Raw genomic sequence first — 24022 nt, 5'->3', positions numbered from 1 at the left:
TGCGTTCAGGTTCGAGCATCGCGCAGCGATACGACAACGCGCAGCGTTGCCCGCAGGGTGAGGCCACAGGCCGAATCAATCCTGCACGACCCACCCATTCAGAGAAAAGCGCCTTTTGGCGCTTTTTTCGCATCTGCAGCACCGTCAGCTACATTCGTGCTTTCTCGTTTCAACACCGCACCGGTCATCACGCTGTTCTCTGAATGGCTATACGGTCTCGTCAGGCCATTTTCCGCTGTGAGCTGTGCAGCCACTGTCTGTGTTTTTTAATCCATTAAACAATAGGTGCGCAAATATGAAAATATCAGCGGACTTTTCGCGCAGTTTTAGGTATTTTGTTTAGTATAAAAAACCAAGGGCGTTGCGGCAGGCGATATTCACGCGGCAGGCGCCCAGCCTAGCATGAGATTGCAGCGATGAGTGAAATGTTTGATATCAATGCGGCGGTGTATCCCTTCCCGCCTAAACCGGTTCCGCTGGACGTAGCCGAAAAAGCCTTTTATCGCGAAAAGATCAAAACCCTGCTCAAGCAGCGCAATGCGGTGATGGTCGCCCACTATTATACCGATCCGGAAATCCAGGCGTTGGCGGAAGAAACCGGCGGCTGCGTGGCGGATTCGCTGGAAATGGCGCGCTTCGGCAGCGCCCATCCGGCCTCCACGCTGTTGGTGGCCGGCGTGCGCTTCATGGGGGAAACCGCCAAGATCCTCAGCCCGGAAAAGCAGGTGCTGATGCCGACGCTGTTTGCCGAATGTTCGCTGGATCTGGGCTGCCCGGAAGAGGAGTTTCATGCGTTTTGCGACAGCCACCCCGATCGTACCGTGGTGGTCTATGCGAACACCTCGGCGGCGGTCAAAGCGCGCGCCGACTGGGTGGTCACTTCCAGCATCGCCGTTGAGCTGATCGAGCACCTGGACAGCCTGGGCGAGAAGATCATCTGGGCGCCGGATCGCCATCTCGGCAGCTACGTGCAGAAGCAGACCGGCGCCGACGTGCTGTGCTGGCAAGGCGCCTGCATTGTCCATGACGAGTTCAAGACTCAGGCGCTGCGGCGCATGAAGGCGCTTTATCCGCAGGTGGCCATCCTGGTGCATCCCGAATCGCCACAGGCGGTGGTTGAGTTGGCGGATGCGGTGGGATCGACCAGCCAACTGATTCAGGCGGCGAAAACATTGCCGCATCAACAGCTGATCGTCGCCACCGATCGCGGTATCTTTTACAAGATGCAGCAGGCCTGCCCGGACAAGGAGCTGTTCGAAGCGCCGACCGCCGGAGAAGGGGCGACCTGTCGCAGCTGCGCGCATTGCCCGTGGATGGCGATGAATGGCCTGAAGGCGATTGCCGAAGGGCTGGAGCAGGGGGGCGCGCAGCATGAGATCCACGTGGACGCCGCGCTGCGTGAGAAGGCGCTGGTGCCGCTGAACCGCATGCTGGATTTCGCCGCTCAGCTTAGGATGCAGGTTAAAGGCAACGCTTAACCGTTTAAAAGGATGACTTCATGAGCTTCTTCAGTACCAGCAATATTCTGGTGCACATTCCGCTTGGTGCGGGCGGTTACGATCTGTCGTGGATCGAAGCCATCGGCACGCTGTTCGGGTTGCTGTGCATCTGGTACGCCAGCAAGGAAAAAATCATCAACTACCTGTTCGGCCTGATCAACGTCACGCTGTTCGCGGTAATTTTCTTCCAGATCCAGCTGTACGCCAGCCTGCTGTTGCAGCTGTTCTTTTTCGGCGCCAACATTTACGGTTGGTATGCCTGGAGCCGCCAAACCCAGGATAATCAGGCTGAGCTGCAGATCCGCTGGCTGCCGTTGCCGAAAGCGTTGGCCTGGGCGGCGGTTTGCGTCATCGGCATTGGCCTGATGACCTTTAACATCGACCGCGTGTTCGCCTGGCTGACGCAGATCGCGGTAGCGGTGATGCAAGGGCTGGGGCTGAACGTGCAGATGCCTGAACTGCAGCCGGACGCGTTCCCGTTCTGGGATTCGGCGATGATGGTGCTCTCCATCGTGGCGATGATCCTGATGACGCGCAAGTACGTGGAAAACTGGCTGCTGTGGGTGGTTATCGACGTCATCAGCGTGGCGATCTTCGCTTACCAGGGGGTGTACGCGATGGCGCTGGAGTATGTCATTCTGACGCTGATCGCCCTGAACGGCTCCTGGCTGTGGATCAAGAGCGCCGGGCGTAACCGTTCCAACCCGCTCTCGTCCGCACCGTAGCAACAGCAGAGGGCGCCGTGGTGGCGCCCTCTTGGCTTAGTGACGATGTCCCAGATGGGAGTGCGCTTCGGCATGTGAGTGTTCACTCGGCTCCGGCGCCCGGTTGATACCGCAGTCCGGTGTCTCGCAGTGCCGGTACTCCATCTGAATGGTCACGTGGCCAATCTTGTAGTGTTCCAACAGATAAGCCTGAATGCGTTGCAACAGCCCATCGTGGTCATGCGGCGGGATCACCTGCGCATGCAGCGTCATCAGCTTCTGTTCGCCGATCTGCCAGACATGCACGTGATGGATGTTGCGCACTTCCGGGATATTCAGGCACAGGTCTTTTTGCAGCTTGGCGATATCGACCTCCTGCGGCGTGCCTTCCAACAGCTCGTGGAAACTCTCCTTCAGCAGCCGCCAGGCACTGCGCAGCACCAGACAGGAGACCAGCACCGACAGGATCGGGTCAATTGGCGTCCAGCCGGTGGCAAGAATGACGATGGCGGCGACGATGGCGCCCACCGAACCGAGCAGGTCGCCCAACACATGCAGCGCGGCGGCGCGCACGTTGATATTTTTCTCTTCGCTGCCGCGATGCAGCAACCAGAAGGCGAACAGGTTCGCCAGCAGCCCCGCTACGGCGATGATCAGCATCGGGGTACCCATCACCGGCTGCGGTTCGAAGAAACGCCGTATCGCCTCCCACAGGATGAATACCACGATCACCAGCAGCGCTGCAGCGTTGAGGAAGGCCGCCAGGGTGGTGAGGCGCAGATAGCCGAAGGTGTGGCGCGCGTTGGGCTTGCGCTGGGAGAAGTGCACCGCCATCAACGCCACCAGTAGCGCGGCGGCATCGGTCAACATATGGCCGGCGTCGGCCAACAGCGCCAGCGAGCCGGACAACAGGCCACCGACCACCTCGGCCACCATAAAGACGGCGGTGACTAAAAAAGCGGTCAGTAGGCGTTTACTATTACTGTCTTTCGGCAGGTGTACGTGTGGAGTGTCCGACATTATTCATCCTTATGCATAGCGAAAGAGGGGGCGGCGGCGAGCAGAGCGTCCAGCTCCGGTTCTATCTGCGCCACTAACGCCTTTAATTTAGTATAAGCGGCGGCGGCAAGCTCGCCCCGACGTGCGGTATCCACCAGCTGCTGGCACAGCTGCGCGGCTTCCGGCAGCTGCAGCATCAGCAGGCTGCCCTTGATGCGGTGCGCCGCCTGCTCCAGGCGCGGCCAGTCGCTCGCGGCGACGGCGTCCGCGAGCCGCTGCCGGTCTTGGCGCAGCGTATCGCCGAGCGTCTGCGCCAGCCGCTGCAGCATGGCGCGATCGCCACCTGCCATTTCGGCCAGCGTTTGTCGCAGGTCAGTAAGGACTGACTTTTCTTCCTGAGCCTGCGGTTGCTGAGCCAATACCTGGCCGATCGCCGCCAGTGAAATCGGTTTGGTCAGGAAGTGGTCGATCGCCACCAGCCCCGGCGGGATGCGGGTAAACTCCTGCACGTCTGCCGAGCAAAGCACGATGCGGCAAGGCGGGCGTTGCAGCCGCTGTTCGTCGCGGCGGATCAGCCTGGCCAGCGTCAGCCCGTCCGGGCGCGGCATGTTATAGTCGATAAACAGCAGATCGAACGGTTGCCGGCGCTGGGCCTTCAACAGCGCATAGCCTTGTTCAAAGCGGGCGGGTTGCAGCCCGAAGTGGCGCAGCTGGCGTTCCAGCAGCAACAAATTGGTGGGGTGATCGTCGATCAGCGCGGTACGCAAGGCGGAAGACGGCAGAGGATAGGTGTGCTCCTCCTGGGCGACAGCCGGCGCCGCACCGCTCAGCTCGACCGGTATCGCGACCTCGACGCGGGTGCCGACGCCCGGCTGCGAGTGCAGCTCGATGCGGCCGCCCATCTGTTCGACGATCTCTTTGCAGATAGACAGTCCCAAACCGGTGCCCTGCACCGAGATGCGTTGCGCGCCGCGCGCGCGGTAAAACGGTTGGAACAGCTTGCCTATCTCATCGGCGGCGATGCCGCAGCCGCTGTCGTTCACCGTTAATCGCAATTCCCCCTGCCGCTCATCTTGCGCGCGCCAGCCGATCTCGACCTGAATAGTGCCGCGCGGTGTAAACTTTATCGCGTTGTTTATCAGGTTGTTAGCCACTTGAAGTAAACGCTCACCATCAATAATCACCGCCTCAGGCAGCGCCGGATCCGCCAGCACGCTCAGCGTCAACGGGCGTTCGCCGATCAGCGGCCGGTAAAGGGCGTCGATGCGCGCTACCCAGGGGCGCAGCGCCACCGGTTTCGGCGCCAGCGTCAGCGAACCGGTTTCCAGCCGGGCGTGATCCTGCAGGTCGTTGAGCAGGTTGAGCAGCGAAGAGGCCGAGCTGTATATCACCGGCAGGCCTTCCGGCGCGGGTTGGCGTTTGAGCTCCAGCTCCAGCAGGCCGAGGATGGCGTGCATCGGCGTGCGCAGCTCGTGGCTGACGGTGGCGAGGAATTTGCTCTTCATGCGGTTTTCCGCCTCGGCGCGGCGGCGCGCGTGCTCGAGTTCTTCGCGTTCGCGTTTTTCACGGCGCTGCAGCATGAAACGGCGCAGCGTTAGCGCCAGCAGCAGCACGGTGGCGGCGGCCAGCAGTGCCAGCAACCAGGTGGTCTGCGGCGGCATGCGGTTGTCATTCACCGCGTCGATCAGGTTGCTGCGGTCGACGATCCACTCGTCGCGCAGCGATTGCAGGGTGTCCGCCGGGATCTGCATCAGATTCTTATCGAGGATCGCCAACAGAAGAGGTTGATCGCGGCGCACGCCGAAGGCCACCGGGTAGGGGATGTTGTTGGCGGCAAAGGCCAGCTTGATGGCGCCGGAATAGCGCGACAGCGCCAAAAAGTTGGCGGAGATGACGTTATCCACCAGCGCATCCAACTGGCCGTTGGCCAGCGCGTCGTACATCGACTTGCTGTCGGCGAAGCTGACGGTCTGCTCCTGTTCCGGCACCAGCCCCTGCGCCAAATCGCCCTGCAGCACGCCGATGCGCTTGCCGGCCAAATCGTTCCAGGTGGAAATTCCGTCGGCGTGCTGGCCGACGTAAACGCCCCACAGCGAGCGGTGGATCGGCATGCTGGCGCCGTAGCGCGCCTTGACGCCGCGCGCCAGCGGCAGGGCGGCGCGGAAGCTGGCCTGGCCGGCCTGCACCAGCTGATCGGCCTGCTCTGCGTTGCGCGCCCACAGCGGTGCGAAACGCAGCCCGGTGTTTTGCGCGATGATGTTGAGAATGTCGATGGCGTAGCCGCGCGGTTGGCCGTCTGAGCCGCGGTAGGCGAACGGGAAGTTGTTCTCGATGGCGGCGTAGTACACCACGCGGTGGCTCGCCACCCAATTCTTCTCCATCGTCGTCAGGTCGGCATTGCCGGTGTCGAGGTAGCTGGGGATCTTTTTGCTCCAGCGGCTCTGCAGGGCGTTCATCAGCTCCATCGGCGCGTCGGCGATGGCGGTGTCCAGCGTGTCTATCAGCCGTGAGTCGGCGGCGGCGAACACGAAGGACAGGTTGCCCAGGTTCTCGTTGCTTTCAATCTGATAGAGCTGGCCGAGCTGCAGCTGGTCGATGATAAAGCTGGCGCTGGCCTCGTCGGCGATAAAGTAGTCGCTGCTGCCGTTGAGCAGCGAGTAGACCGCCTGCAGATTGTTGTCGTAGCGCTGGATCTGCGACGCCACGGCCTGCAGAGCACCGCCGGACTGCATGTCGGTCAGCGCGCCGATCGCAACGCGGGCGTTGGCGGAATTGAGCATCACCGGCCGATCGTTGCTGCGATCGCGCAATACGCGCAGGTTGCTGACGTAATAGGGCTGAGAGATCGCCAGGCCGTGCAGCGCCTCACTCTGCGGGATGCCGTACAGCAGGTCGACCTTGCCATCGTGCAGCGCCTGCTCCAGCTGGGTCAGATCGGCAAAGCCGTAAATGGCGAAGCGAATGCCGGTTACCTGCTGGATATAGCCGAGGTAGTCGGCGTTCAGCCCGTACAGATCGTCGTCCACGATGATGTTGTACGGGCTGGTGTTCTCACTGATGATGCCGATGCGCAGCGTTCGGTCGCGCCAGGGATTTTTCTCGCCGACGATCAGCATGTTCTCGGGGGTATTCAGATTGCTGACCAGCTGATAGCGCACCGGCTCCGCCGCCTGCGCCAGACCGCACCACAGGATCAGCAGCAGCAGCGCGCGGCGCATCATGGCGCCAGCTCTTTAAACACCGCCACCAGCTCCAGCAGGTTGCCGGCGCCGGTTTTGCGCTGGATGTTCTTCTTGTGCGTGCTGACGGTCTTGTTGCTGATGTGCAGCCGATCGGCGATCTGCAGGTTGGACAGCCCCTGGCTCAGCAAGCCCAGCACTTCGAGCTCTTTGGGAGTGAGCAGCCCACCGTCCGCCGTCGGCGCTTCTTCGGCCAGCGCGGCGGCGGGGAAGTGGGTTTCACCGTCCAGCACCTGCTCAATCGCCTGTACCAACTCTGCCAACGAGCTGCCTTTATTGACGAAACCGTTGGCTCCGGCGGCATGGGCCATGCGCGCATAGACCTCGGCCTCCTGCGCGGTATAGATCAGGATCGGCTGCTGCGGGTAGCGGCGGCGGATTTTTTTCAACAGCTGCAGCCCGTCGACCTGCGGCAGGCCGATATCCAGGATCACCAGGCCGAAAGCGGCCTCGGCCAGCAGGGCCAGCGCCTGGACGTCGTCCTGCGCCGCCTGCAGGCGGTAGGAGCGGGATGATTTCATTAGCGCCGCTTCCAGTGCGACATGAACCACCGGGTGGTCATCAACTAATAACAGAGAGGGCATGTTCAACTCGGGTCGCTTTATATTCCGATCGCTAGCATAGCGAAAAAGGAGGCTCTGCGCTCCCCTGATGAAACAGCACAATCTGCTGTTAATTTGGCGGTTCCAGCGGAGGGGGGCAAAGGTGATTTACAGCGCCATTCCCACAGGCTAGATTGTTGGGATCTACACCGTTACGCACTGCGAAATACCCCTCGATACCGAATGGAAAAGCTATGAATTACCAAAACGACGATTTACGCATTAATGATATTAAGGAACTCCTGCCGCCGGTGGCTTTGCTGGAGAAATTCCCGGCCACTGAACGCGCAGCAAAGACGGTGTCCCAGGCCCGCAGCGCAATTCACAATATCCTCCGCGGCAGCGACGATCGCCTGCTGGTGGTGATTGGCCCTTGCTCTATCCACGATACCCAAGCCGCCAAAGAGTACGCGGGGCGCCTGCTGGCGCTGCGTGAAGAACTGAAGGGCGAGCTGGAAGTGGTCATGCGTGTATACTTCGAAAAACCGCGCACCACCGTGGGCTGGAAAGGCCTGATCAACGATCCGCAGATGGACAACAGCTTCAACATCAACGACGGTCTGCGCCTGGCGCGCAAGCTGCTGGTGGAGATCAACGACAGCGGCCTGCCGGCCGCGGGCGAATTCCTCGACATGATCACGCCGCAGTACCTGGCGGATCTGATGAGCTGGGGCGCCATCGGCGCGCGCACCACGGAATCGCAGGTGCACCGCGAGCTGGCCTCCGGCCTCTCATGCCCGGTCGGCTTCAAGAACGGCACCGACGGCACCATCAAGGTGGCGATCGACGCCATCAACGCCGCCGGCGCGCCGCACTGTTTCCTGTCGGTAACCAAGTGGGGCCACTCGGCTATCGTTAACACCAGCGGCAACGGCGACTGTCACATTATTCTGCGCGGCGGCAAAGAGCCGAACTACAGCGCGGCGCACGTGAAGGACGTCAAAGCCGGCCTGAGCAAAGCCGGGCTGCCGGCGCAGGTGATGATCGATTTCAGCCATGCCAACAGCAGCAAACAGTTCAAAAAGCAGATGGACGTGAGCGCTGACGTTTGCGGGCAGATTAGCGGCGGTGAAAAAGCGATCATCGGCGTGATGATCGAAAGCCATCTGGTGGAAGGCAACCAGAACCTTGAAAGCGGCGAACCGCTGGTTTACGGCAAGAGCGTGACCGACGGCTGCATCGGCTGGCAGGACACCGAAACCGTGCTGCGCGATCTGGCGGCGGCGGTGAAAGCGCGCCGCGGATAATCGCTAAAATGACAAGGGCCTGACAGCCGGGCCCTTGTTTTATCCTTGTCATTGCACCTCTATATATCCCACTCATTTAAGGCTTACAATTAATAGGCCAATGAAATCATTAAGCGACCTCCTTCGCATTATTCCTATTTAATAAAAGAATAATTGTCACTGCTCATGGCATTGTGCTTATATAAGACGCTTTTTTATTCCACAAACCCCGCATGACAAATAAGCGGGGAGTGGTATGACCTATTCCTTTCAGGACGAAAGAATTATGACAAGCAATACCTCGCAGCCGCTGGGGCTGCACCGGATTAAATTCCATGGGAAAGGCGGCGAGTACTTCGCTATTTGGTTAGTCAATGCATTATTGACCATCGTGACCCTGGGCATCTATTCCGCCTGGGCGACGGTGCGTCGTCGCCGCTATTTTTACGGCAACACGGAATTGGACGGCGATCGTTTCGATTACCATGCGCAGCCGCTGCAAATTCTGAAAGGGCGGCTGTTGGTGATCGGCGGTATCATCGTGTTTTATATCCTGCTGGCGGTAGCGCCGCTGCTGGGGCTGCTGGCCTTATTGGTGTTGCTTGCCCTGCTGCCATGGGTGGTGATTCGCAGCTGGCGCTACAATGCGATTATGTCGAGCTATCGCGGCGTGCGTTTTAATTATGTTTGCCGCACCGGGCGCGCTTATTGGGCGCTACTGTTCTGCCCGCTATTACTGATTATCGGGCTTTATGTCGGCTTAATCATTTTGCTCAGTATTGGCAGCAGCTTTGACAGCATTAACGCCATCGGCCTGATGCTGGTGTTGACGCTGCTGTTGGCCGTGCCGGCATTCGCCGCCGTCAATGGTATTATTAGCGCGCTGCAGCACGATCTGTACGTTAATAATCTGTTCTTCGGCCGCACGCCGTTTATTGCCGAGCTGAAAAAGTCGGCCTTCATCAAATTTGCCTTGATCGGCCTGCTCATTTTCCTGCCGTTCATGTTGGCTGCACTGGTGTGTATGGGGTCGTTTATCCTGTCACTGTACCAAATGGTATTGATGGGTATGTTGACGGATGAAACCGCCGATTTGCTGGTGTTGGAGAATATTGGCAGCCTGCTGCTGATGATGGTGGTGTTGCTGATTGGCGCCTTGATTGCCGGCAGCTACCAGATTGTCGCCCAACGCAACTATCTGTATAACCAGGCGACGCTGAACGGCAACGTTAAACTGCGCTCTTCCATGCAGACCCTGCCGTATATGGGGCTGTTGATCACCAATACCCTGATCACGCTGTTCTCGCTCGGCTTTGCTGCGCCGGTGGCGGAAGTACGTCACGCCCGTTATCTGGCGGAGTGCACGGCGGTTGAAGGCGATCTGGCGTTGCCGGACATCGCGGCGCACCAGGAAACCGCCAACAGCGCGGTGGCCGAAGAAGCGGTGCAGGCGCTGGACCTGGGCGGCAGTTTCTGAGGCGCCAATGATCCTCGAGGGCGCCTACCAGTTGCCGGGGCGGGCCGCACGTGAGGCGGCCCGCCTGCTGGTGAACGAAAGCGGCGAGGGCGTGACGCTGCAGCGGCAGGATGAGCAACGTTACATCCCCTTGGCGGACATCACCGTCTCTGCGGCGCTGGGCAATATTCCGCTGACGCTGACCTTTAAGGACGGCGCGCGCTTTGTGCCGGACGACGACGCGGCGTTTCGCCGCTGGTTCTATCAGCGCCGTTCGCCGGGCTGGGTGCATCGCCTGGAACGCCACAAACGCGGCGTCGCTCTGGCGCTGCTGATGACGCTGCTGGCGGTCGTGGCCTACGTTTACGTCGTGCTGCCGTGGGCGAGCAGCGAGATCGCCATGCGCATCCCCACCTCGGCGGAACAGACGCTGGGCGAACACACGCAGACGTTTTTAAGCCAGAGCGGCTTCAAGCCTTCTGCACTCCCGGCCGAGCGGCAGCGGGCGTTGCAGCAGCTGTTCCGGCAGGTGATGCCGGCCGAAATGCGTGAGGAGCGTACGCCGCTGTCGTTGAAGCTGATGGCGGTGCCCGGTGCGCCGAACGCCTTTATGTTGCCGGACGGCACGCTGGTGCTCAGCGATAGTCTGGTCGCCCTGGCGAAAAACGACGATGGGCTGGCGGCAGTCATGTTGCATGAGATGGGGCACCACGCTCATCGCCACCCAATGCGCATGCTGGTGCGTTCGTCGCTGGTGGCGTTGACGCTGATGTGGATGACCGGTGACGTCAGCGGCATCGGCGATACGCTGCTGCAGTCTGCGTCCTTCGTGAATGAGATGCAGTTTTCCCGCGGGATGGAGCGCGAGGCGGATGCGTTCGCGATAGCGGAAATGCAGCGACAGGGGCGTTCGCTGGCGCAAATGGCAGCGATCTACCGCGCGTTGGCGCAGGCGCCTGAACGAGAACAGGCCGATGACTGGGCGCTGCCGGCCTGGCTCAGCACCCACCCGGCGATGCAGGAACGGCTGGACGCGGTGAACGAGGCGATGGCGCAGCAGCCGCCACAGTAATCAGTAATAAAAAAGCCCCCGGTTTTCACCGGGGGCTTTTTCGTTAACGGGCGAAATTACTTCGCTTTACCCTGGTTTGCCACGGCGGCCGCTTTTGCAGCGATCTCGTCGGCGTTACCCAGGTAGTAACGTTTGGTTGGCTTGAAGTTCTCGTCGAACTCATACACCAACGGCACGCCGGTTGGGATGTTCAGCTCGAGGATTTCGTCTTCGCTCAGGTTATCCAGGTATTTCACCAGCGCGCGCAGCGAGTTGCCGTGCGCCGCAACGATCACGCGCTCGCCGCTCTTGATGCGTGGCAGGATCTCTTCGTCCCAGTAAGGAATCACGCGATCGATGGTCAGCGCCAGGCTTTCGGTCAGCGGCAGCTCTTGCTCGGTCAGCGAGGCGTAGCGCGGATCGTGGCCAGGGTAGCGTTCGTCTTCTTTGGTCAGCTCAGGTGGGGTCACCGCGAAGCCGCGACGCCATTGTTTCACCTGCTCGTCGCCGTATTTTTCAGCGGTTTCCGCTTTGTTCAGACCCTGCAGCGCGCCGTAATGACGTTCGTTCAGCTTCCAGGATTTTTCGGTCGGCAACCAGGCCTGATCCAGCTCGTCGAGGATGTTCCACAGGGTGTGGATCGCGCGCTTCAGTACGGAGGTGTAAGCGAAGTCGAAAGTGAACCCTTCTTCTTTCAACAGCTTGCCTGCGGCTTTCGCTTCGGTACGGCCCTTGTCGGACAGATCGACATCATACCAACCGGTGAAGCGGTTTTCTTGGTTCCACTGGCTTTCGCCGTGACGCACCAGAACCAGCTTAGTTACAGCCATAGCTTAACTCCTTAATAATCTGACATTTCAATGATAACGAAAATCATTATATTGCCGCGGGCCGGGGCTCGGCAATCGATAGTGTCTAACCATAGCCAATTTCTTGCCGCAAAGTAAGGGCTGGCGAAAGGAAAAAGCTGAATCGTTCAGGCTGGCGCTGCGAGGGGGAAACGGCGCGCCGAAATCGCTTCGGGCGCGCCGTGGCGTGGGGCAAATCAGGCCGATTTTTTCAGGCAGCTGCTCATGAAGGTTTTACGCGCGTCGCCCTTCAGATTCTTGGTCTTGGCGTCGGCGTTGCAGGTTTTCATTTTCTGCTGCTGCGGCGTCAGGGTTTTGCCCGTCGCGGCGGCGCCTTCAGATTTCAGGCAGGTGCTCATAAAGGTGGAGCGATCCGCGCCTTTCAGCGATTTGGTGGATGCCTGTTGGTTGCAATCGGTCATGCGTTTCTGTTGGGCCGCCTGCGCCGGCGAAGGCGTTTTTGTCGCCGTCGTCGCGTCGGCCGCCATCAGATTGGTGCTCAGCATTAAGCCCGCCAGCAATGGAAGTGCAGTAATCAGACGCATAGGTGTTCCTTCAGCTATTGATTGGCCGCCATCGGCCGAAAATTGTGACGTTGCACAAGGCGTTGTGCTTATCACGGTAGCCTGAGTGTAGTGCGCGCTTTGGAATAAGGAAAGGTGGGCGCCGGCGGGGGAATAGCGCTAAAAGGTAAGCATTTATAACAAATCGCCCCCGGCCGCGCGGCGAGGGGCGTGGCGGGTCAGATAGGATAAAACTGATAATGCGTGGTGCTGCGGTAGCGGCTCCCCGGCTGCAGCCAACAGTCCGGCTGTGGCCATTCGGGATGGTGCGGGCTGTCCGGCAAAAACTCGCTTTCCAGCGCCACGCCGGCGTGGTTGGCATAGCTGCCGCCGTCGCGCGCCGGCGTGCCGGCCAGATAATTGCCGCTGTAGAGTTGCAGTGCGGGCGCGTCGGTGAACACGCTCATCTGCACTTGCCCGTCGGCGGACCATAAATGGGCCGCCGGGCACTCCAGCGCGCCGCAGGTGCGGTGCAGCAGAAAAGCATGATCGTAGCCTTTTACCCGCTGCTGGTCGCGGTCGCGCAGAAAATCCTGCAGCAGCGTTTTCGGCTGGCGGAAATCCATGCCGCTGCCGTCCACCGGCGTCAGCCCGGCACAGGGAATGCCCTCGGCGTCGACGGGCAGATAGCGATCGGCGAACAGCTGCAGCCGCTGGGCGCGGGCGTCGGTGCCGGCACCGTCCAGATTGAAATAGGCGTGGTTGGTCAGGTTGACCGGGCAGGGGCGATCGACCTGCGCCAGATAGCTGATTTCCACGCGATTATCGGGGGTCAGGCGGTAGCAGACCTGCACGTCGAGATTGCCCGGGAAACCTTGATCGCCCTCCGCCGAGTGCAGCGCATAGCAGACCTGCTGCGCATCGTGCTGTACCCGGCGCCAGCGGCGGGCATGGAAGCCGTCGGGGCCGCCGTGCAGCTGGTGGGCGCCCTGATTGGCGGCCAGCGCATGGGGTTTCCCGTCGATGGACAGACTGGCGTTGGCGATGCGGTTGGCGTAACGGCCGACGGTGGCGCCCAGATAGGCGCCCTGACGTTGGTAGTCCGCCGGGCTGCGGCAACCGAGCAGCAGCTCGCGCCTTTCACCGGATTTAAGCGGCAAGACGGCGGACAGCCAGGTGGCGCCCCAGTCCATCAGCGTCACCGTCATGCCGCCGGCGTTTTGCAGCTGCGTCAGCTGATAAGGCTGACCATCGGGGGCGAGTGCCGCCGTTGCCGTCAGCATAGGCCGGCGCCTTGCGAAGCCTGGCAGACATAGAAGGTTTCCTGCAATCCGCCGGTTTGCCGCGGATACTCGTGCGCCACGGCGGCACGCACCGTCTCCACGAGATCTTGCGGCATCAGCGCGACGATACAGCCGCCAAAGCCGCCGCCGGTCATGCGCACGCCGCCGCGTGGGCCGATCGTCGCTTTGACGATCTCGACCAGCTTATCGATCGGCGGCACGGTGATTTCAAAGTCGTCGCGCATCGAGGCGTGCGACTCCGCCATCAGCCGGCCCATGTGCTGCAGATCGCCGGCCGCCAGCGCCTCGGCCGCAGCCAGCGTGCGGGCGTTCTCGCTGATCACATGGCGCGCGCGTTTGGCCACTAACGGATCGAGCTGGTGTTGACGCGCCTCAAACTGTTCGGGGCTGACGTCGCGCAGCGCCTTGACGCCGAAGAACCGCGCCGCTTCCTCGCACTGTTTGCGGCGGGTGTTGTATTCGCTGTCCACCAGCCCGCGTTGCACATTGGAGTTGACGATCACCACCGCGACGTTGTCCGGCATCGGTACCGCACGGGTTTCCAGCGAGCGGCAGTCGATCAGCAGAGCGCTGTCGCGCCGGCCGAGCGCGGAGATCAGCTGGTCCATGATACCGCAGTTGCAGCCGACGAATTGGTTCTCCGCCTCCTGGCCGTTCAGCGCCAGCGCGACGCCGTCCAGCGGCAGCTGATAGAGCGCCTGCAGCGCCTGGCCTACCGCCACTTCCAGCGCGGCGGAGGAGCTGAGCCCCGCCCCTTGCGGCACATTACCGGCGATCACCAGATCCGCGCCGCCGAAGTCGGCGCTGCGGCGCTGAAGGTGCTTCACCACGCCGCGCACATAGTCGGACCAGCGCTGATCGGGGTGGCTGACGATCGGATCGTCGAGCGAGAATTGATCCTGCTGATTCTGATAATCGGCGGCGAGGACGCGGATCTGGCGGTCGTCGCGCTTGGCGCAGGCGATGACGGTTTGATAATCGATGGCGCAGGGCAGTACGAAGCCGTCGTTGTAATCGGTATGCTCGCCGATCAGGTTCACCCGCCCCGGCGCCTGGATGGTCAACGCCGGCGCGTAGCCGAAGTGTTCGGTAAACAGGGAATGGGTAAGCGGTTTCAGGCTCATGCTTGGGCTCCGGCTTCACGGTAATGAATATCGCTGACGGCGCGCAGACGCGCTGCGGCCTGTTCGGCGGTCAGGTCGCGCTGGGTTTCCGCCAGCATCTCGTAACCGACCATAAATTTGCGCACGCTGGCTGAACGCAGCAGCGGTGGGTAGAAATGGGCGTGCAGCTGCCAGTGCCGATTGTCGGCACCGTTGAACGGCGCACCGTGCCATCCCATCGAATAGGGGAAGGAGCACTGGAACAGGTTGTCGTAGCGGCTGGTCAGCTTCTTCAGCGCCAGCGCCAGATCTTGGCTTTGTGCCGCGCCGAGATCGGTAATGCGCTGCACCGCCGCTTTCGGCAGCAGCAGCGTTTCAAACGGCCAGGCGGCCCAGTAGGGCACCACCGCCAGCCAGTGTTCGGTGTTCACCACGATGCGTTCGCCGGTGGCCAGCTCGCGCTGTGCGTAGTCCAGCAGCAGCGGGGAGGCATGTTCCCGAAAATATTCGTGCTGCAGGCGATCTTCGCGCTCGGCCTCGTTCGGCAGAAAACTGTTGGCCCAGACCTGCCCGTGCGGGTGCGGGTTGGAGCAGCCCATCGCCGCGCCTTTGTTTTCGAACAGCTGCACCCAGGGGTACTGCCTGCCCAGCTCATCGGTTTGCGCCTGCCAGGCGGCGACCACCTGCTCCAGCGCCGGCAGCGTCAATTCGGGCAGGGTCTTGCTGTGATCGGGAGAGAAGCAGATCACCCGGCTGACGCCACGCGCGCTCTGGCTGCGCATCAAAGGATCCTGGCTGTCGGGCGCCGGCGGCGTATCGCTCATCAGCGCGGCGAAATCGTTGGTGAAGACGTAGGTGCCGCGATAATCCGGATTGCGATCGCCGGTGACGCGCGCGTTGCCCGGGCACAGGAAACAGTCGGGATCGTGCGCCGGCAGCGTTTCCGTGGGGACGGCCTCTTGTTGGCCCTGCCAGGGGCGCTTGGCGCGGTGCGGTGAGACCAGCACCCACTGGCCGCTCAGCGGGTTGTAGCGGCGATGTGGATGGTCGATAGGGTTAAATGCCGTCATACGGTTCCTTTCTTGGCGTCGACGAGGTGTAATCGCTTTCAGCCGCCGTCTTGATACGCCCGTTGCTGAAAAGGGAGAATACATTGTGCAAAAAGATAGCATGCCCGCGGCGATAAAAAGGTGATCTAACGCGAAAAATGGAATCGTTTACACTTCATTGAAAAGCGCCGGATGGGCGGAGGTGAGCCGCTGGCTACGTGATTGAGAGGATTGCGGTGAGCTGCCGGTGATAGCGTTTTCACCTGGTCAACCGGCAGAGAGAGGCTCTCTGCCGGCGTCAGCCGTCAGGGGTGCTGATACAGCGGGTAGGTGAAGAACAGCAGATGGGTCAGGTTAAGCCCGAAATGGAACAGAATCGGCACCCACAGGCGGCCGCTCCACATCCATGCCAGGCCGTAGATCACGCCGGCCAGCGTCGCGAAGATCACCATCAGCATGCCGCCGGCCAAATGCGCGGCGCCGAACACCAGGGCGGCAACGATCAGCGCCGGCCAGGCCCCCAGCCATTGGCTGAGGCGTTGTTGCAGGTAGCCGCGAAACAGCGCTTCTTCGGCCATGCAGACGAAGAACAGGTTCGCCATCACGAACGGCAGGATCCAGGCGGGCGCATGCAGTTCGATTTTTAAACCGCCCAGCGCCACGGCCAGCAGCAACAGCGCCGGTACGCTGATGATCAATGCAATCCAGGAACCCGAGGCGACGCTTTTTTCCGCTTTATCGGTTCTGAACAGCGTGGGCAAGCAGGCGAACAGCAGGAAGGGCACCATCGCCTTGTCGAAGTTGTAATACATGGTGAACGGCGCGCTGAGCGGGCCGGCTTTGTCGCCGTCGATCATCAGCTGGTTGTGGATGCCCGGCACCAGATGCAAGAACAGCGCGATGCAGCCGGCGACCACCAAGCCTTCGAACGCGATCGCCAGATTACGCTGCTCGCGAAAATGGTGACGCAGCCCCGCCAACGCTACGATCGCCAGCAGATAACTCAGGCTGAGCGGCGTCAGTACCCCATGATAAAGCCCCATGCCCGCCGAGGCAGCCAGGATCACCCAGGCTATCAGCCGATTAAACGGCAAGAAAAATAACGAAGCAGCCAGTACGCCCCACATAATATGTCCCTTTAAAATATGTACACGGCGCTCAGCGCCTTTGCGGCGTGCGATGATGGCGAAATTGAGCGCTAAAGCGGATAGTAGCACACCCAAATGACGCTAAAGGTCGGGGCAGTGACGGATTTGTGCATGATGCCGGCCCACACGACCGGCGACAACGCGGGTCAGCCTTTCATCCAGGCCTGCGAGCGGGTGATTTCGGCCAGGTTTTGCAGGGTGTCCAGGCTCTGCTGGTGGATCTCCTGCGTGGGGGCCGCGCACAGGTCGTGCAGCACGGTCACCTGAAAGCCGGCGTCGTGCGCCTGACGCGCGGTGCTCTCGATGGCGAGCGGCGTGCTGACGCCCGCCAGCAGCAGATGATGGCACCGATGCTGCCGCAGCCAGGCTAACAAATTGTTACCGGAGAAGGCGCTCACCGCCGTTTTTTCAAACAGCAGATCGGTTTCTTCCTGATGCAGTTCGGGCATCCAGCGGCAGCCCGGGCTGTTAAGCCGCAGCGCGCCTATCTGTTTCAAATGGTTGAACAGCGGCGAATGGGGGGGAATATCATGATAATCGTCGGCGAATCCCACCCGCACCCAAATCACCGGGATTTTTCGCACCCGGGCGTAGGCCGCGGCGGCATTGACGTTGGCGAGCAGGTGGGTCGCCAGCACCTGTTCGCGGCAGTGGTTGGCGCGCCCTTTGGGCCCGATCAGATCCTCGATCAGGTCGATAATAATCAACGCAGCGGACATGGCGTCTCCAGAAAATGGCCTTCTTTCTTTCTATGATAAAAGGCCAAATGTGATGTGCTGCGGTGAAGTGTTGCCGGATATGTTTACGCCGCGCTTCAGGCGGAGGCCGCCTCCAGCCGTTGCCGTTGGTAGCCGTAGCCGCCCTCGCCGTCGGGCACGAAGCTGAGGCGGTGAGTGATGCACTGCGGCGCGTCTTCGGCATGGTGCGAGACGAACAGCAGCTGGGTGGCGCCCTGGCCGATCAGCACGTCGATGAAGCGACGCACCAGCTGGCGATTGAGCGGATCCAGCCCTTGCAGCGGCTCGTCGAGGATCAGCAGCGCCGGATGTTTCACCAGCGCGCGGGCGATCAGCGCCAGCCGCTGTTGGCCCCAGGAAAGGCTGTGGAACGGGGCATCGCCGCGCGCGCCGTCGAGCCCGAGCAGCGCCAGCCATTGTTCGGTCAGCTGCCGCTGACGATCCGAGACCGCCTGGTAAATGCCGATCGAATCGAAGAACCCCGACAGCACCACGTTGCGCACGCTGGTGTTGACGCGATAGTCCAGATGCAGGCTGCTGCTGACGTAGCCGATATGGCGCTTGATCTCCCAGATGGTTTCCCCGCTGCCACGGCGGCGGCCGAACAGCGTCAGATCGTTGCTGTAGCCCTGCGGATGATCGCCGGTGATCAAACTGAGCAGCGTGGATTTGCCGGCGCCGTTCGGGCCGACGATCTGCCAATGTTCGCCGGGGTTAACCTGCCAGTCGAGATGATTGAGGATCGGCCGATCGTTATAGCTGACCACGCCGTCGCGCAGGACGATCAGCGGCCGATCCGCCGGCAGCGTCACCTTTTGCGTCGGATCCTCGGTCTCCGGCAGCGCCAGCCCACTGAGGTTTTCGCTGTGCGCCAGCTGCGCCACCAGCGCGTCCGCCATCACCTGGCGGCGCGGCCCGCGGCTGGTCAGGGTGCAGTCCGCCAGCACGCCCACCTGCCGGACAAAATCCGGTATTTCGTCGAACCGGTTGAGCACCAGCACCACGGTTTGGCCCTGGGCGGAAAGCTCGCTCAGCAATGCGGCGAGCTGCGCGCGCGAGTGAACGTCCAGCCCGTCGAAGGGCTCGTCGAGGATCAGCAGGTCAGGCTCGGGCATCAGCGCCCGGCACAGCAGGGTTTTACGCGTTTCGCCGGTGGAGAGGTATTTGAAGCGGCGCGTCAGCAGGGCGGTGATGCCGAACTGCGCGGCCAGCCGCTCACAGCGCGCGGCGTCTTTCACCTCTTCCTGAATGATTTCCGCCGCGGTGCGGCCGGTGTCGTCCTCGTCCGCGCTGAGCAGATCGGTGTTGTTGCGTTGCCACTCGTCGCTGACCATTTTTTGCAGCTGTTCGAAGGAGATGCGCACCGCGTGCTGAAAATCGCTGCGGCGTTCACCGCTCAGCAGAACCAGTTCGTCCGCCAGCGCGCGCGCCAGGGCAGATTTGCCGCTGCCGTTGGCGCCGACGAAGGCCCAGCTGTCGCCGGCCTGGATTTCCAGCGCGTCCAGCGTCAGGGTGCGGGTATCGCTTAAGCGGAATGAACCTTGCGAAATGTGCAACGACGACATCACCTGTTCCTTTTTTTGCAATTATTTGCCTTAGAAATAGGCGCATTGCAGGGGGATGTCAATCAACAAAAACGCAACGTCACGTTGCGCTTAACACAACGTGGCGACAATCACGCGATCGGCGTTGAACAGGGCGTGTACGGCGGCACCGACGCTCAGCTGCAGACGCTGCAACTCCGCCGTCGCCAGGGTGGCGCACAGGGTTTCGCCGCCCGCCAGCGTCACCAGCACCTCGCTGTGTTCAGCGCCTGGCTGAATGCCGGCCACCACGCCCGCCAGCGCGTTATCTGCGCCGGTATGCTCCGCCGTATCGACGCTTAACCGCACCCATGGCGCCTTGATCAGCGCCAGCACCTCTTTACCCGGCGTCAGCTGCAGCCGGTCGGCGCTTTGTTGGGTGACGGCCGCCATCAGGCGAGTGGTGCCGTCGTTCAACAAAATCGCCAGGTGCTGCTGCACCTGCTGATGATCGCGTTCGATGACGGTGCCGAAGAACTGATTGCGCGCGCTGGTTTGCAGCGAGAAGCGCGAGATGGCCGCCAGCAGGCTGTCGAGCGGCAGATCGTCCTGCTGCAACACGTCGAAAGCTTTTTGCTGCACCTGGCCCAGCAGGTCATACAACTGGATCAACCGCTGGCCATAGTGCGTCAGCTGCGCGCCGCCGCCGCCTTTACCGCCGGTGGCGCGTTCCACCACCGTTTGTTCCGCCAGCTGGTTCATTTCATTGATGGCGTCCCAGGCGCTTTTATAGCTGATGCCCGCCAGTTTGGCGCCCTGGCTGATGGAGCCGGTGTGCTGCACCTGTTTCAGCAGCGCGATGCGGCGCGGATCGGCGAACAGCTTTTGCTGGAGTTTGAGAGTCAGAAGAATTTCGGCCTGCATAGCGCATCCTGTCGGCGGCAAAAATCTTATTGTCGCCGATTTGGCGGCAAAGCGCCAAACGCAGTGCGGTGGAGCGCGGGGCAATAAAGACTGGCATTGCTTTGTTGTTATAATATAACATAACAGAAAAACGATAAGGCTTTACGCCGGCTTACGGCCGGTTTTTATTTCACCACAGGGATGCTCCACATGAGTACGACACGCCGGCGTCTTGTCACGCCCAGAAAATCTTTATGCCTTGCCGCTTGGGTCGGCGGCGCACTGACGGCGCCGCTGGCTTTCGCTGCCGACTGCGATAAAGCCCGCAATGCCACGGGGTGCGAAGAACAGCTCACGGTGGAGGCGGCGGCCCCCGCCGGGCGCTACGATGCGTTGAGCGCCGTGAGCCGCAGCGCTTCGCAGCTCGGGCTGACCGCTCGGGAAACGCCGCGCAGCGTCGATATCATCAGCGCAAGAGCGATCCAACAGTGGGGCGACCGCTCGCTGGCCGCCGCCGTCGAGCATGCCACCGGTCTGTCCGGCGTCGCTTCGCCAACGTTGTCCAATAACTTTTCCGCGCGCGGTTTCCGGCCTATCGCCTGGTTGTATAACGGCGTGGAGATGCCCGGCAGCACGCTGCAGCTGGGCGATCCGGCGCATTACGACAGCATCGAGGTACTGCGCGGGCCGGGATCGGCCTTGAACGGCCTGAGCGCCGCGGGCGGCAGCGTCAACCTGATCTCGCGGCGGCCGACCTTCAGCCGCCAGCCGCTCGAGCTCGATTATGGCTTCGGCAGCTACCGCAGCCAGCGTCTGCATCTGGGGGCCGGCGGCGCGCTGGTGGACGATGCGGTGGCGTACCGGTTGGACGTCAGCGGCAACGACAGCGGCAGCAACGTGCAGTATGAACGCGATCGGCAGAAGCGGGTTTCCGGCTCGCTGCTGTTTAAGCTGACGGACGATGCGCTGTTGACGCTTAGCCTGGACCGCATGCTCAACCGCACCAACAACCCTTACTACGGCACGCCGCTGCTGGACGGGCGCATTGCCGGCGAGCTGCGCGACATCAATTACAACAACCTGACCGACAGCCGCATCCAGAGCAACGCCACCGCATTTCAGGCCAGCCTGGACTGGTTTATGACGCCCGAAGTGGAATGGCATAACCAATTCTATTACTACAGTGGCTTTCGCGAATGGCGCAACGTCGAGCGCTTCCGCGTCGCGGCGGCGGCCCGGCCCGGCGACGTCAACCGCGACTCCTTCGGCGCCCTGGCGCACGACGACGATCTGATCGGCAACCGCAGTTCGCTGGTATTCGACCGCGCCATCGCCGGTTTTGATAACCGGTTGCTGGTCGGCCTCGATCTGAGCAAGCGGCATTTTCAGTATTATTCCAACGGTTTCCCCGGCTCGGAAGACGTACCGCTTGGCGCGCCGTCCCGAGAGCCGTTCGCCCAGGGTACCGACCGCCAACGCGCGCCGGTGCGCCACGTTACCCAGAACCAGTACGCCACCTTTCTCGAGGATCGCTTCAGCCTGACCGAGCGTTTAGCGTTGCTGGGCCAGCTGCGCTACAACCATATGAACATGGACTGGCGCTTCCAGGGGCCGCAGGAAGAGAGCCGCGCGCACACCTACGTTTTCAGCACCTGGAGCCTGGGCCCCAGCTATGCATTGACCGATAACCTCACGCTCTACGCCAACTACACCACCGGCCAGGAGCCGGGCAACGATCTGTTCTTCCTCAGCCCAACGCAGACCGATCTGCCGCTGACGCGAGCGCGCCAGTGGGAGGCCGGCGCCAAAGGGCAGTTCTGGGGGAACAAGGGCGAGGCGACGCTGGCGCTGTACGAACTGCGCAAGGACAACCTGTTTGTGCCCGACGCGCAGCGGCCGGATGCGTTGAATGCGGTAGGCAGGCAGACGTCGCGCGGCATCGAGCTTGGCGTGGTGCTGCGTCCCGACGAACGCTGGGAGCTGGCCGGCAACGCCGCCTACACGCATGCCCGCTACGACGACTATCGCGGCGGTAGCCCGCTGCGCAGCTATAACGGCAATCGCCCGGCCTATATCCCGGACTGGACTGCCAACCTCAGCGTGCATTATCAGGCGACGGAGCGCCTGGGGCTGGCTTCTTCGCTGCGCTACGTCGGCAGCAGTTACAACGACGACGCCAACCGGCGCAAGATGCGCGCGTACACCACGCTCGATCTGGCGGCAGACTATCAACTGACGCCGATCGTCGATGTCGGTTTTCGCATTCGCAACGCCACCAACCAGCTGTACGCCTATCAGCGTACTTACCCGGACCAGGCGCTGATCGCGCCGCCGCGCAGCTATGAAACCTTCGTGTCGGTCAGGTTCTGACGGCGTGAAAGGCTGGCTTGCCCTGCTGTTGTGCGCCCTGGGATTGGGCGGCAGCGCGCCGCTGCGTGCCGATGCCGTCAGCCTGCAAAATTGCGGGGTAACGCGCGATTACCCGCAGCCGCCGCAGCGGGTGCTGGTTTACGCCAACCCGGCGTTGGAAAACCTGCTGGCGCTAGGGCTGGCTGGCCGTGCGATCGGCGTGGTCGGGTATGACCGCGCGCGCGATCCCGCGCCGACGGCGCCGGCCGAGACATTGCAGGCGCCCACCAGCCCGGCGCCGCCCACGGCGGAAGCGTTGCTGCTGATGCGGCCGGATTTTGTCTATTCGGCTAGCTATTACTGGCTGCACAGCCCGGAAACGCCCGATCGGGCGCGGCTGGCAGAATGGGGCATCGGCACTTATCTCTCTCCCGGCGCCTGCAGCGGCCAGCAAAGCGCGATCGCCGCCGCGCTGACGTTCGAAGACATTTTCACCGAGCTGCGGGAGCTGGCGCGCATTTTCAACGTCAGCAGCGCCGGTGAAGCGCTGGTCGCGCGGCTGCGCGGGCAGCTGAGGGCGTTTGAGGCGCAGCGAGCGCCGCTGCCGCATTTACGTCTGCTGTGGTGGTATGCCGGCGCGCAAACGCCCTACGTGGCGGGCTGCTGCGGCGCGCCAGGTTTGCTGAGCCGCAGCGTCGGTAGCGAAAACCTGTTCGGCGATCGGCCCGAGCTGTGGCCGACGGTGTCCTGGGAGGTTATCGCCGCCCGCGATCCGGATGCGATCGTGCTTGGCGATCTGCCGCGCGGCGGCCTCGGCGACAGCGCGGCCGACAAAATCGCCTTTCTGGAACATCACCCGCTGACCGCGACGCTGCGCGCCGTGCGTCAGCGGCGCTACGTGATCCTCCCCGGTTACGACATGGACCCTTCCGCCCGCACCGTGGCGGCGCTGGGCCGTTTGATTCGGGGCCTGGCGGCCTTGCCGCCGCAGGCGCCGACTTTTTCCAACAAGGAACCTTGATATGACTGCTGTTTCATTCTCTTCGCTGCTGGACTCCTGGGATCGCCAGCAGGCGGCCTACATCGCCGAACGGGAAGCGCGTTTTAACGCCCAGCTGGAGGTGCTGGCGCTGGCCGCCGGCCAGGATTTTCACGTGGTGGATCTGGCCTGCGGCCCGGGATCGCTGAGCCTGCGCATTTTGCAGCGCTTTCCGCAGGCCAGGGTGACCGCCATCGATCTCGATCCGCTGTTGCTGGCGGTGGCGCGCGGTGCGCTGGCGGAGTACGGCGATCGGATCCGCATTCTGCAGGCCGATCTGGCGGATCCGGCCTGTTTTGCCGCGCTGTCCGGCCCCGCGCCACAGGCGGCGGTATCCAGCACGGCGCTGCACTGGCTGATGCCCGAGCAGCAGCTGGCGCTGTACCGCAACGTTGCCGGGCTGCTAGCCGACGGCGGCGTGTTCCTGAACGCCGATCATCAGCGCTATGACCCGCGTCAGCCGCGGCTGAAAGCGTTGGCGGAGCGGCACGACGAGCAGACCCAACAGCGCGCCTGGGACAACGGCGTCGAGGATTGGGATCGCTGGTTTGCGGGCGCGCTGCAATCGCCGACGCTGGCCGCTTATCAGGCCGAGCGTGAAGCGCTGTTCGCCGGCCGCCCGGTGCCGCCGCCGACGCCGGTGGATTTCCAGCTCGCGGCCCTCAGGCAGGCCGGTTTCAGCGAGGCGGGGACGGTGTGGCAGCTGTTGGACGACTATGTGATCGCAGGCTGGAAATAGC

General features: G+C 62.1%; 21 protein-coding genes. 9 read left to right on the top strand and 12 right to left on the bottom strand.

Going from position 1 to position 24022, the window contains the following annotated elements; translation table 11 throughout:
- From ACUXAC_RS13390 to pnuC, 3 genes are all read left to right on the top strand, one after another.
- Positions 1 to 270, top strand: a 270-nt coding sequence (locus ACUXAC_RS13390; protein ID WP_454266700.1) for a hypothetical protein, incomplete at its 5' end; no start/stop codon positions are given.
- A 146-nt stretch (positions 271 to 416) separates the two neighbouring features.
- Positions 417 to 1478 (top strand): quinolinate synthase NadA, encoded by a 1062-nt coding sequence (gene nadA, locus ACUXAC_RS13385; RefSeq protein WP_454266699.1) that lies wholly within the window; start codon positions 417 to 419, stop codon positions 1476 to 1478.
- Between the two features lie 20 nt (positions 1479 to 1498).
- A complete protein-coding gene (gene pnuC / locus ACUXAC_RS13380; protein WP_048232945.1) occupies positions 1499 to 2224 on the top strand; it encodes a nicotinamide riboside transporter PnuC in 726 nt (241 codons plus the stop codon).
- Between the two features lie 36 nt (positions 2225 to 2260).
- Here the strand turns inward: pnuC and zitB are convergent, their stop codons facing one another.
- The 3 genes from zitB to ACUXAC_RS13365 are packed head-to-tail and all read right to left on the bottom strand — an operon-like array spanning position 2261 to position 7025.
- The gene (gene zitB, locus ACUXAC_RS13375) at positions 2261 to 3223 is read right to left on the bottom strand and encodes a CDF family zinc transporter ZitB (RefSeq protein WP_033637476.1); all 963 of its coding nucleotides are present in this window, start codon (positions 3221 to 3223) and stop codon (positions 2261 to 2263) included.
- The gene (locus ACUXAC_RS13370; protein ID WP_387444155.1) at positions 3223 to 6423 is read right to left on the bottom strand and encodes an ATP-binding protein; all 3201 of its coding nucleotides are present in this window, start codon (positions 6421 to 6423) and stop codon (positions 3223 to 3225) included. Before ACUXAC_RS13370 ends, zitB begins: the two co-directional genes overlap by 1 nt.
- Positions 6420 to 7025: a response regulator gene (locus ACUXAC_RS13365; protein ID WP_060423720.1), complete on the bottom strand. Its 606-nt coding sequence runs from the start codon at positions 7023 to 7025 to the stop codon at positions 6420 to 6422. The genes ACUXAC_RS13370 and ACUXAC_RS13365 overlap by 4 nt, the downstream gene beginning before the upstream one ends.
- 212 nt (positions 7026 to 7237) lie before the next feature.
- Here ACUXAC_RS13365 and aroG point away from each other — a divergent pair, with 212 nt between their 5' ends.
- From aroG to ACUXAC_RS13350, 3 genes are all read left to right on the top strand, one after another.
- Positions 7238 to 8290 carry a 3-deoxy-7-phosphoheptulonate synthase AroG gene (gene aroG, locus ACUXAC_RS13360; RefSeq protein ID WP_047568857.1) on the top strand — a complete coding sequence of 351 codons (1053 nt, stop codon included), beginning with the start codon at positions 7238 to 7240 and terminating at the stop codon, positions 8288 to 8290.
- 265 nt (positions 8291 to 8555) lie between these two features.
- On the top strand, positions 8556 to 9746 hold the full coding sequence (locus ACUXAC_RS13355; RefSeq protein ID WP_387444159.1) for a YjgN family protein: 1191 nt from the start codon (positions 8556 to 8558) through the stop codon (positions 9744 to 9746).
- Between the two features lie 7 nt (positions 9747 to 9753).
- The gene (locus ACUXAC_RS13350) at positions 9754 to 10797 is read left to right on the top strand and encodes a M48 family metallopeptidase (RefSeq protein ID WP_387444161.1); all 1044 of its coding nucleotides are present in this window, start codon (positions 9754 to 9756) and stop codon (positions 10795 to 10797) included.
- A 56-nt stretch (positions 10798 to 10853) separates the two neighbouring features.
- On the opposite strand, the gene gpmA is transcribed toward ACUXAC_RS13350, so the two are convergent.
- The 9 genes from gpmA to modE all read right to left on the bottom strand — a co-directional run bounded on the left by gpmA (position 10854) and on the right by modE (position 19915).
- On the bottom strand, positions 10854 to 11606 hold the full coding sequence (gene gpmA / locus ACUXAC_RS13345) for a 2,3-diphosphoglycerate-dependent phosphoglycerate mutase (protein WP_004939834.1): 753 nt from the start codon (positions 11604 to 11606) through the stop codon (positions 10854 to 10856).
- 215 nt (positions 11607 to 11821) lie between these two features.
- On the bottom strand, positions 11822 to 12169 hold the full coding sequence (locus ACUXAC_RS13340; protein ID WP_048232954.1) for a PsiF family protein: 348 nt from the start codon (positions 12167 to 12169) through the stop codon (positions 11822 to 11824).
- A gap of 197 nt (positions 12170 to 12366) precedes the next feature.
- Complete coding sequence (gene galM, locus ACUXAC_RS13335; RefSeq protein ID WP_187322110.1) at positions 12367 to 13410, bottom strand: galactose-1-epimerase; 1044 nt, start codon at positions 13408 to 13410, stop codon at positions 12367 to 12369.
- The gene (gene galK, locus ACUXAC_RS13330; RefSeq protein ID WP_102984123.1) at positions 13404 to 14555 is read right to left on the bottom strand and encodes a galactokinase; all 1152 of its coding nucleotides are present in this window, start codon (positions 14553 to 14555) and stop codon (positions 13404 to 13406) included. The genes galM and galK overlap by 7 nt, the downstream gene beginning before the upstream one ends.
- Complete coding sequence (gene galT / locus ACUXAC_RS13325) at positions 14552 to 15604, bottom strand: galactose-1-phosphate uridylyltransferase (RefSeq protein WP_225529562.1); 1053 nt, start codon at positions 15602 to 15604, stop codon at positions 14552 to 14554. Before galT ends, galK begins: the two co-directional genes overlap by 4 nt.
- A gap of 284 nt (positions 15605 to 15888) precedes the next feature.
- Positions 15889 to 16710 (bottom strand): CPBP family intramembrane glutamic endopeptidase, encoded by an 822-nt coding sequence (locus tag ACUXAC_RS13320; protein ID WP_060440498.1) that lies wholly within the window; start codon positions 16708 to 16710, stop codon positions 15889 to 15891.
- A gap of 167 nt (positions 16711 to 16877) precedes the next feature.
- Positions 16878 to 17450: a cysteine hydrolase family protein gene (locus ACUXAC_RS13315; RefSeq protein WP_048232961.1), complete on the bottom strand. Its 573-nt coding sequence runs from the start codon at positions 17448 to 17450 to the stop codon at positions 16878 to 16880.
- Positions 17451 to 17545: 95 nt separating this feature from the next.
- Positions 17546 to 19033, bottom strand: a complete 1488-nt coding sequence (gene modF, locus ACUXAC_RS13310; protein ID WP_060423726.1) for a molybdate ABC transporter ATP-binding protein ModF — start codon at positions 19031 to 19033, stop codon at positions 17546 to 17548.
- A gap of 90 nt (positions 19034 to 19123) precedes the next feature.
- The gene (modE, locus tag ACUXAC_RS13305) at positions 19124 to 19915 is read right to left on the bottom strand and encodes a molybdenum-dependent transcriptional regulator (RefSeq protein WP_070914092.1); all 792 of its coding nucleotides are present in this window, start codon (positions 19913 to 19915) and stop codon (positions 19124 to 19126) included.
- Positions 19916 to 20104: 189 nt separating this feature from the next.
- Between modE and ACUXAC_RS13300 the strand changes: the two genes are divergently transcribed.
- Genes ACUXAC_RS13300 through ACUXAC_RS13290 form a run of 3 tightly spaced genes read left to right on the top strand, consistent with a single transcriptional unit; the run spans position 20105 to position 24021 of the window.
- Entirely contained in the window at positions 20105 to 22264 is a 2160-nt protein-coding gene (locus ACUXAC_RS13300) for a TonB-dependent siderophore receptor (protein WP_454266698.1), read from the top strand.
- 4 nt (positions 22265 to 22268) lie between these two features.
- Positions 22269 to 23264 carry an ABC transporter substrate-binding protein gene (locus ACUXAC_RS13295; protein WP_225529564.1) on the top strand — a complete coding sequence of 332 codons (996 nt, stop codon included), beginning with the start codon at positions 22269 to 22271 and terminating at the stop codon, positions 23262 to 23264.
- A gap of 1 nt (position 23265) precedes the next feature.
- Entirely contained in the window at positions 23266 to 24021 is a 756-nt protein-coding gene (locus tag ACUXAC_RS13290) for a class I SAM-dependent methyltransferase (protein WP_084826661.1), read from the top strand.
- Position 24022: the final 1 nt, after the last annotated feature.

The sequence above is a fragment of the Serratia sp. 121840015-1 genome (assembly GCF_053627655.1).
This window is presented reverse-complemented; position numbering and strand designations above follow the sequence as displayed.